The sequence below is a fragment of the Bulleidia sp. HCP3S3_C9 genome, assembly GCF_052064035.1.
Lineage (GTDB): Bacteria > Bacillota_I > Bacilli_A > Erysipelotrichales > Erysipelotrichaceae > Bulleidia.
This window is the reverse complement of record NZ_JBQHWJ010000067.1, coordinates 1-9,154: the sequence shown is the minus strand read 5'-3', so window position 1 is coordinate 9,154 and position 9,154 is coordinate 1. Positions and strand designations below refer to the sequence as shown.

Here is a 9,154-nt window from a genome sequence, read left to right as displayed (position 1 = left end):
GATTTTATCCTTTGCATATTGATCTAGATTGTTGTAAAAGTTAATGATTTCAGTATCTTTCATAATGTCATCTCCTTGAATGTGATGACATTATAATGCTACTGGATCATTATTACTGTCCATATATTTGTACAATATTAAAATATGTTCACCATTTTGCTAATATAGCCAAAAAATTCTTTACAAATATACAATTATCATTTAATTGATTCGGGATCCATTTCCACTGGATGCAGCTTACGATCTAGCCATAACGTCAAATAAAAATATTTATATGCTTCATAATAATGCTCAACATTTTCAAGAAATTCCATATCAACGTTATCCATTAATTCCTGATGATTTTCAAAATCCCTGCATCCAATCTTTGTACAGAGAATATCTCCATCATACAGAACATTGTCATAATATGCTGGATATGCGATATCATGTTGAATATCTCCTCCTGCTTCACGAATCATCTGACATTGTTCTTCACTTGGATACAGCTGAATTTTTTTTCTTCTATAATGATGATTCCATGGAATGTGAATTCTAAAAAATATTAACTGATCAATATATAAACAAATGTGTGAAATCATATTTTCTATCGTTTTCTGCATACATTTACTCTATCATGTTCTACATATCAAAAACAAAAAAAGCCTTACAAGAAGGCTTTACAGTGCGGATAACAGGACTTGAACCTGCATGGGTCTCCCCCACTAGAACCTGAAACTAGCGCGTCTGCCAATTCCGCCATATCCGCAAGTGCTAATGTATTATACAAAATTTTTACAAATTAAACAATAAATTTGAGCTTTTAGTCAAAAAAAAGAATTTCAGATGTTATTTCTGAAATTCTCTTTTGTATTACTCTTCAAATAAGTAAGCACCGTTTGTTTCGATGACTTTCTTGTACCAGTAGAATGATTTTTTCTTGTAACGGTTGAAAGTTCCATTTCCTTCATCATCACAGTCAACATAGATAAAGCCATATCTCTTAGACATCTGCTTTGTAGATTCAGATACAAGGTCAATACAAGCCCATGATGTATAACCCATTAAATCAACACCATCTTCCACAATTGCATCATACATTGCTTTCATATGGTCTTTATAGTAAGCAATATGAGCATCATCATTGACTGTATAGCTGCCATTGCCATCTTCAACAAGTGTTTCTTTTTCACCCAATCCATTTTCAACAATGAATAAAGGTTTTCTATAACGATCATAAAGATCAACCAATGAAATTCTCAATCCAATTGGATCAGACTGCCAGCCCCATTCACTTGCCTTCAAGTATGGATTCTTGATTGCTGTTACTGTATTGCCAGCTGTTGTCTGTAAGCCTTCAGTATCCTTAGCTACACAGCTGGAAGAATAGTAAGAGAATGAAATGAAGTCTACAGGATACTTCTTCATAACATCTAAATCTTCTTCTGTCATTACAATATTCAATCCATGATTTTTGAATCTAGCTAACAAATAAGATGGATATTCTCCAAATACCTGTGTATCAGAATAACAGTACGTTGCACGCATTCTCTGCTGTGCTTCCAGCTGATCTTCTGGCTTACAAGTATATGGATAATATGTTAGTTTTGTTAACATGCATCCAACCTTAGCTTCTGGATCTTTTTCATGAATATATTTTGTAGCTAATGCAGATGCTACAAACTGATGGTGCATACTCTGGAAAATCACTTCTTCCCAGTTCTTATCAGCAAAACGATCTTTAATCAATCCACCTGTTGTGTATGGATGACGAATCATTGAGTCAACTTCATTGAATGTCAGCCAGTACTTCACTCTATCGCTATAGCGATCAACAATTGTATAAACATAGTTCATGAAGAAATCAATTGTCTGTCTGTTATACCAGCAATCATATTTCAAGCATAGATTGAGAGGTGGTTCATAATGAGAAATTGTAACGAGTGGTTCAATATTATATTTCTTTAATTCATTAAATACTTCATCATAGAACTTCAAGCCTTCTTCATTAGGTGCAGCATCATCTCCATTTGGATAAATTCTTGACCAAGCAATAGACATTCTGAATGTCTTAAATCCCATTTCTGCAAATAAAGCAATATCTTCTTTATAGTGATGATAAAAATCAGAACCATGTCTTTTTGGATAATGCTTTAAATCTTCTGGATGTGCTAAAGCCTCTTCAATATCCTTGCTTAAAACTTCATTCTGTTTTGCATAGTTTGTAACATCAACATCTAAATGGCTTCTAGCACAGTCAGAAACTGACCATCCTTTTCCACCTTCATTCCATCCACCTTCATACTGGTTAGCAGCAGTAGCACCGCCCCAAAGGAACCCTTCAGGAAATACTTTTTTGTCCATATTTTACCTCTTCTAAGAAAGGGCATATTTCTATGCCCTATTTGTTATTTTAATGATACTACATTATTCAGCAGTTTTATCCTGTTCTGCCTGTTTATTTGAAATGAGTACGAATGGTGTGTAAATCAAGAATGAGATCAACACAGCCAAGATCTGTGTAATAACAGCACCGAAGCTGCCACCAGAAGCCATGAATGCCATGAGTCCAGGAGGAGTTGTCCAAGGAGCGTTAACTACCATTCTTCCACAGAAACCAATAGATGTCATGAAATAACCAAATGCACTAGTAACAACTGGAGCAATCATGAATGGAATACCCATAATTGGGTTCATAACGATTGGAAGACCGAATGTAACTGGTTCATTGATATTGAATAGTCCACATGGAATAGAAAGCTTTGCGATAGAGCGGTAATCTTCACGCTTAGAGAAGCTCAAGATTGCAAGCAGCAGGCCACCTGTAATACCTGCACCTGTAACAGTTGCAAAGTTAGACATGAATGGTGTAGAAATAATGTTTGGAATTGCTTCTCCAGCTGCGTATGCTGCTTCATTTTCAGCAAATGCTGCAAGTAATACTGGTTCATAGACAGCCTTGAGTGTCTGTGTTCCATGAATACCGAAGAACCAGAGTAATACTGTGCAGAAAATCAAGAACAAGAATCCTGGTAAACCTGTCAAGACATTCTTGAGAGGTGTCTGAATGAAGTTTGTAATTGCCTGGAATAGAGTTACGTTTAATAGTAATTCAAATGCGAACCCAACAGCCGCAATAATGAAAATTGTAATGAACGCTGGGAATAATACCGCAAATGATCTAGCAATATTTGGTGGAACACTATCTGGCATGTGAATTTCCAATTTACCAGATTCAACAAGCTTAACATAGATCAATGCAGAGAAGATACCACAAAGCATTGCTACGAAAAGACCCTTTGCACTTGTGTAGTCACTAGATAATACGTTAGCAACAACAACTTCTTCACCACTTTCTAAAGCAGTCGCAGTAACTGAAGTTGCACATAGAGAAATAAATGCACCTAAAGCTGTAATAGAAACGACCTTATCCTTGTTTCCAAAGCTTTCAGCTACCTTAGCAGAAAGAAGAATAACAACACCGATAGACATCATATTCATTGTTCCATAGTTTGCCGCAACAAATAATGGCTTGAATAGCCCCAGCCAGGAAAGACCTCGAACATTTGCTAAAGACATATAGCCCGGTGTTGTATTACATACAACGTTTGAAAATAATGTACAGAAAGAACCAACAATGATAATTGGCATTAAATCCGTGAATGCATCACGGATCGCTGCGAGATAGCGATTGTTACCAATCTTAGCAGCAACCGTCAACATGACGTTCATAAATTTTTCGTTCATTTAAGAAACCCCTTTCAATGTCTTTCATTTTACATTGTATAGAAATTATAAAAATGATATTTTATATATAATAAATATATTGAATTTTATATATTTTGGAGGAAATAATATGGATTTAGATGATTTCAGAGTTTTTTTAGCTATTTATAAACATGGCAGTATCTCTAAAGCAGCAGCTTCTTTATATATGAACCAAAGCAATCTTTCCAGTAAAATACAAAAACTAGAGAAAGAAATTGGTGCAGAATTATTTGTTAGAGGCAGAGGCAGACATTCCATTGAATTAACAAACCAAGGGGAAAAGTTTTTATTGATTGCCCAGCAGATTGAAAACTCTATTGGACAAGTCAATCAGTTAAAGTATGAAGGAAAGAAACAATTTCTTTCCGTTGCTTCTAATGATTCAACAAATCTTTTCACATTGGTTCCATTCTATAAGCAATTCATGAAAAGACATCCAGATATTGCATTGGCAATTCATACGTACCATACAACAGAAATCTATAATAAACTGACACAGAACCAGTTTGATATTGGTATTGTAACTTTCCAGAAAAAACAATATGATGTGCAGACAAAACTCATCTATAAAGAACCAACATTTCTCATTACACCAAGATCTTCAAAATACTACAATGACATTGATGCGAAAGATCTGCCTGCAGAAAAAGAAATCTGCATCCGATGGAATGACTACTACAATGCATGGCATGATGAAATCTGGGGAAAGAATAATTACTACGCACGTGTATCGAATGGAACTGATCTAGCAAACTATATGGATGAAGAAGGCATGTGGTCAATTGTTACGCTTTCCATTGCTTTTCAATTGATGGAAACGCATCCGCTTTCTATCTATTCTCTAAAAGAAGAACCACCAAAAATTCACTATTATCTCGCAAAAAAAGAAAGAAAATATCAATCTGAAGCTGTTGATATTTTCCTTCAAGAATTACAAGATTTTATTAATCATAATATTAATATTGAACCTGTGATTGATTAAGCAGAATCTGTTCTGCTTTTTCTTTACCTGTTTCATCAAATCCTACAAATGGATCTGTCTGTACCTGATAGTTTTCGTAGCAGGAAATTGGAATATCATCTAGAATGATCCATTTTGTATATTGTGGATGCAGTTTCAGATATCTTTGAATTTCTTCTTCCCGTGTATGACTCCAGTTGATCTCTGTTGTATCTTTTACCATATGAAAATAATGAAATCCATGTTGTCTCAGATATTTTCTACAGAAAGATAATCCTGAAAATCTCCATGTTGATGAAATTACAATATCCATATGTTTTCCTTCACAGAACTGATTTAACATATCAATACAATTCGCATCACAGAAATCAAAAGAATCAGGATCTTTATATGCATTCTTTTCTCTTTCTGTACCCTCTTTCAAAAACGTATTGATCACACCATCAAAATCTAGAAACATACAAATATGATTCTTATTCAGCAGTTCTCTGATCATATAGATTCACACCTTTCGTCAAAACATAAATTACAACTGGTTCTACAATGATACCTGTAAAAAACAGCCATGCATCTTTCCATTGCACCGATACATTGATAACAGATGCAAAACACACCAAAGATATACCAAGCAATATACTCATACATCCAATCACAAGCAGTCTTCTTTTTGTAAATGGCTGATATACTTTTAATAATGTCCAAAGATATACATATCCACTCAAGAATACAAAGATTCCATAAAATCTTAGTTCACTGATGGAATACATTCGTTTGAAATGCATACAAAGAAATGCTGCAAGAAACACTGTCAAACTGCTAGGCAATGCTTTTAGAAATGCATTCCTTAAAAACTTTCCCTGAATTCTTTCAAAACTAGGTTCCATCTGTAAAATAAATGTTGGTATTCCTACACCAATCGCACTGATCAATGTTAAATGAATTGGAAGAAACGGGTATGCATTTCTTGTACAGATAACATATAACGTTAAAAGAAATGAAAAAACAGTTTTCACCAAATACATTGAAGAAGCTCTCGTAATATTGTTAATCACTCTTCTGCCTTCATTGACAATCGAAGGAATCTTAGAAAAATCATTGTCCATAAGAATGATATTCGCTGTATTTTTCGCAGCACTTGAAGCGTCTTTAATGGAAATTGAAACATCTGCCACTTTAAGTGCAGGTACATCATTTACACCATCTCCACTCATCAAAACAATCTTTCCTTGTTTCTGCATTGCGCATACAAGCTGTTTCTTTTCTTCTGGTCTGACTCTTCCAAAGATGTTATATTTTGATGCCAGTACATCCATACTTTCATCACATTGTGAAACATCTACATATTGTTCACTGCCTTCTATTCCAGCAAGCTTTGCTAAAGAAGTGACTGTTTTTGGATCATCTCCAGAAATCATACATACTTGAATGTTTTGCTTTTTAAAGTACGCAATAATTTCTTTTGCATTTTGACGCATTTCATCCTGGATCACAATCAAAGCAATAATAGATATAGTATTCATGGAATCAATCATTTCTTTTTGACTAAATCCAACCACAAGTACTCTTTTGCCTTGTTGTGTATAGAAATCTATCTTTGCCTGCAAAGATGCATTTACTTCTTTACATAGATATGAATATGCACCAACATAAAGTGTACCTTTTCCTTTTAAAACTTTCGCAGCATATTTTCTTCTGGAAGAAAATGGAAGGGTTTCCCCTATTGCATATGCATGATTCACATCAAAGTATTTAAGCAATGCCTGACTTGTCTGATTAGATGTGTCTTCATTCTGTAAATAAGAACCGAGCAATGTATTAACTATATTCTTATCATTTCCTAGATATTCAACATTTACAACATTCATATTTCCTGTTGTTAATGTACCTGTTTTATCAAAACATACGGTATTGACTCTTGCGAGTGCTTCAATGGAAAAAAGATCCTGGACCAATACATGATTTTTAGATGCTCTAATGGTTGATACAGCTAAAGCAATTGTCGTTAATACAACAAGTCCTTCTGGAATCATTCCTACCAGTGCCGCAATTGTTTTCAACAATGCATCCTGCATTGTTAAATGCATGAACATAAACTGTGTTAAAAATAACAATACGCCTGCAGGAATAATACAGATAGATATGATCTTGATCATCTTTTCAAGATCTTGATGCAGGTAAGAACTTGCTGGGGATTCTTTTGAAGCATCTTCAATGATGCGATAAATCATACATTGTTTAGAAACATGTTCAACCTTCACACACACTTTACCAGATGTTAAATTTGTTCCTGCATAGACAAAATCATTCACTTGTTTTTCAACAAGCTGTGATTCTCCACTGATTGAACTTTCATCCACTTCACCACTGCCGTCAAGAACAATACCATCCACCGGAAACTGCATTCCACTTATAATTTCAATCAAATCATCAACAACAATTTCTTCCAAACTAATAGAAATCCATTTTCCATCTCTTTTCACTTTAACTGTGTCTTCCGCAAGAAAAGAGAGACGATCTAGCAGTTTCTTGGATTTCAACTGCTGATAAATGCCAATACATGCATTAAAGATTACCGTTCCAAGAAATAATCCATTCTTGATCTTTCCTGTCAGTAAAACAAGAATAAACAAAATGAGATTGATAAAATTGAAATATGTAAATACATTCTGACGAATGATCTGTTCATTTGATTTTGTCAGTTTCTTTACTTTTTCATTATTGAGATGTTTTTCAAATCGTTCTTGAACCTGTTTTGATGATAATCCTTCATACATAGTTTTACTTTACCATAACTAATTCTTTTAAACGCTCTTCGATCATATCTTGATCAAAGGAAGTATCATTTGGATATGCACAGGCAAACATTAATGCATTCTTTGTATCAATTCCACATTGTTTTGCGATTAAGAATAATGCAAGATGCGTTTCATATTCTATTTTTTCTTTACAAGGTGCAAGATAGCTTTCTTCACCATCATAAACAAATACACCCTCTCCTTGTTTTACAATCATAACCATTGCATTCGTTTTTTCATATAAATGACGTGCAGTATCACGCAATTCACCACTATATTCATTGGCAAGATAATACGCTTCTGTATCCATCAAATACAGCACTGGATAAAAAGAATAGATTGCTTCTAATACTTCCTGTTCAATATTCTGACTGCATCCGTTTGGAACAAAATAGATTGTTTTCTTTAAATCTTCTAAAGTTTCAACAAGTTCAGAAGTACATTGCGTATCTAGTGTTAACATATCACCAAATACACAAACAGAACGAATCTCATCCGCAGAATAATCATCTACAAAATAACGTGAATAATAATATTCTGCACCCGGCATAATGAAACGGCTTGTTTCATCATGCAGATCATGCAGTGTATATGTACATCCATTCATCATTTCATCTACATACTGTAATGCAATATGATCTTCTAAAGCCTGTTTTTTTACTGCATCTCCATATACACCTTCCCCAACTGGAGAAATCAATTCATAATCCATACCAAGCTTTTCAAATACATTTGCACACACATATCCACTTCCTGAAATCTTCTGGGAAGTAGATAGAATGTCCATATCTTCATTTCCTTTAGGCAGTTGTCTTACCTTTGCATTTATGTCCACATAAGAAGGACCAATCATTAATGTCTTTTTCATAATAGAGTCATTATACTTTGAATGCAGAGAAAATTCCAAAAAAAGACTCGATGATTCGAGTCTTCATCAATGATGATCATTATGATGTGTTTCTGGATGATGCCCAGAAGTTGTATTTTGTGTAGTTTGTGTTGTGTTTTGATTTGTTTCTTCTGTTTGTTTTGGTGTACAGCCTACACAAAGTACAACAACAGATACAAAGATAAATAGTTTCTGAACTATTTTCATACAGTAAATTCACTCCTTTCTTTAATAATCGTATCCGTGACAAACTCTTTTTGTTTCCATCAAATGTTCCACATATCCTTTTGAACAGGAACTGCAGCGATATGTTTTTGCAGCAGAACGTGTTTGAATGATATCTGTGCCATATGTATGACTGGTGCACTTCTCTTCAGATGCATTGACCCATTTACCATAGCTGGTAGATAGAAGATAGTTAACGCCACCACAGTTACATAACTTCCCATAGGAAACCATGGAAGAATTTTCTGGAACAGAATGTCTTTCTTCTGCATTTACAGCAGCATGATTCAAAAATGATGGAGAAAACATGACTGCAGAAAACAGAAGTACCTGAATCATCTTTTTCATTTTCTTTTCCTTCTTTCCACAAAGAATACTGCATGCTTATTTGTTACTTATATTATAAATCACGAAATACAGATTTTATATAAGGAAGTCAAGTAATAAATGAAAGAAATTGGGGAATGTTAACAAATCCAGCAGGTTCCCAAACAGATCTTTGAAATTGTGAATAAAGTACTATTAAAACAACTACAG

At 34.2% G+C, this 9,154-nt stretch carries 9 protein-coding genes and 1 tRNA gene; 1 reads left to right on the top strand and 9 read right to left on the bottom strand.

The window, feature by feature from the left end:
* Positions 1 to 197 precede the first annotated feature (197 nt).
* The 4 genes from ACTND6_RS09905 to ACTND6_RS09890 form a co-directional block, all read right to left on the bottom strand.
* Positions 198 to 602: a hypothetical protein gene (locus ACTND6_RS09905; RefSeq protein WP_441023943.1), complete on the bottom strand. Its 405-nt coding sequence runs from the start codon at positions 600 to 602 to the stop codon at positions 198 to 200.
* 63 nt (positions 603 to 665) lie between these two features.
* Positions 666 to 748 (bottom strand) — tRNA-Leu (locus tag ACTND6_RS09900).
* A gap of 104 nt (positions 749 to 852) precedes the next feature.
* A complete protein-coding gene (locus ACTND6_RS09895) occupies positions 853 to 2,343 on the bottom strand; it encodes a family 1 glycosylhydrolase (RefSeq protein WP_441023942.1) in 1,491 nt (496 codons plus the stop codon).
* A 63-nt stretch (positions 2,344 to 2,406) separates the two neighbouring features.
* Positions 2,407 to 3,726 carry a PTS sugar transporter subunit IIC gene (locus ACTND6_RS09890; protein ID WP_441023941.1) on the bottom strand — a complete coding sequence of 440 codons (1,320 nt, stop codon included), beginning with the start codon at positions 3,724 to 3,726 and terminating at the stop codon, positions 2,407 to 2,409.
* Between the two features lie 109 nt (positions 3,727 to 3,835).
* Between ACTND6_RS09890 and ACTND6_RS09885 the strand changes: the two genes are divergently transcribed.
* Positions 3,836 to 4,729 (top strand): LysR family transcriptional regulator, encoded by an 894-nt coding sequence (locus ACTND6_RS09885; RefSeq protein WP_441023940.1) that lies wholly within the window; start codon positions 3,836 to 3,838, stop codon positions 4,727 to 4,729.
* Here the strand turns inward: ACTND6_RS09885 and ACTND6_RS09880 are convergent.
* From ACTND6_RS09880 to ACTND6_RS09860, 5 genes are all read right to left on the bottom strand, one after another.
* The gene (locus ACTND6_RS09880; protein ID WP_441023938.1) at positions 4,704 to 5,204 is read right to left on the bottom strand and encodes an HAD domain-containing protein; all 501 of its coding nucleotides are present in this window, start codon (positions 5,202 to 5,204) and stop codon (positions 4,704 to 4,706) included. The two genes, ACTND6_RS09885 and ACTND6_RS09880, sit on opposite strands and share 26 nt — an antisense overlap.
* The gene (locus ACTND6_RS09875) at positions 5,182 to 7,482 is read right to left on the bottom strand and encodes an HAD-IC family P-type ATPase (RefSeq protein ID WP_441023937.1); all 2,301 of its coding nucleotides are present in this window, start codon (positions 7,480 to 7,482) and stop codon (positions 5,182 to 5,184) included. Before ACTND6_RS09875 ends, ACTND6_RS09880 begins: the two co-directional genes overlap by 23 nt.
* Positions 7,483 to 7,486: 4 nt before the next feature.
* Positions 7,487 to 8,371 (bottom strand): carbohydrate kinase family protein, encoded by an 885-nt coding sequence (locus ACTND6_RS09870; protein WP_441023936.1) that lies wholly within the window; start codon positions 8,369 to 8,371, stop codon positions 7,487 to 7,489.
* Positions 8,372 to 8,437: 66 nt separating this feature from the next.
* Entirely contained in the window at positions 8,438 to 8,599 is a 162-nt protein-coding gene (locus ACTND6_RS09865) for a hypothetical protein (RefSeq protein ID WP_441023935.1), read from the bottom strand.
* A 21-nt stretch (positions 8,600 to 8,620) separates the two neighbouring features.
* Positions 8,621 to 8,965, bottom strand: a complete 345-nt coding sequence (locus tag ACTND6_RS09860) for a hypothetical protein (protein ID WP_441023934.1) — start codon at positions 8,963 to 8,965, stop codon at positions 8,621 to 8,623.
* Between the last annotated feature and the right edge of the window lie 189 nt (positions 8,966 to 9,154).

Coding starts and splice junctions, on each gene's coding strand:
- ACTND6_RS09890 (WP_441023941.1), bottom strand. CDS start 3,726: ATGAACGAAAAATTTATGAACGTCATGTTGACGGTTGCTGCTAAGATT.
- ACTND6_RS09885 (WP_441023940.1), top strand. CDS start 3,836: ATGGATTTAGATGATTTCAGAGTTTTTTTAGCTATTTATAAACATGGC.
- ACTND6_RS09875 (WP_441023937.1), bottom strand. CDS start 7,482: ATGTATGAAGGATTATCATCAAAACAGGTTCAAGAACGATTTGAAAAA.
- ACTND6_RS09895 (WP_441023942.1), bottom strand. CDS start 2,343: ATGGACAAAAAAGTATTTCCTGAAGGGTTCCTTTGGGGCGGTGCTACT.
- ACTND6_RS09860 (WP_441023934.1), bottom strand. CDS start 8,965: ATGAAAAAGATGATTCAGGTACTTCTGTTTTCTGCAGTCATGTTTTCT.
- ACTND6_RS09865 (WP_441023935.1), bottom strand. CDS start 8,599: ATGAAAATAGTTCAGAAACTATTTATCTTTGTATCTGTTGTTGTACTT.
- ACTND6_RS09880 (WP_441023938.1), bottom strand. CDS start 5,204: ATGATCAGAGAACTGCTGAATAAGAATCATATTTGTATGTTTCTAGAT.
- ACTND6_RS09870 (WP_441023936.1), bottom strand. CDS start 8,371: ATGAAAAAGACATTAATGATTGGTCCTTCTTATGTGGACATAAATGCA.
- ACTND6_RS09905 (WP_441023943.1), bottom strand. CDS start 602: ATGCAGAAAACGATAGAAAATATGATTTCACACATTTGTTTATATATT.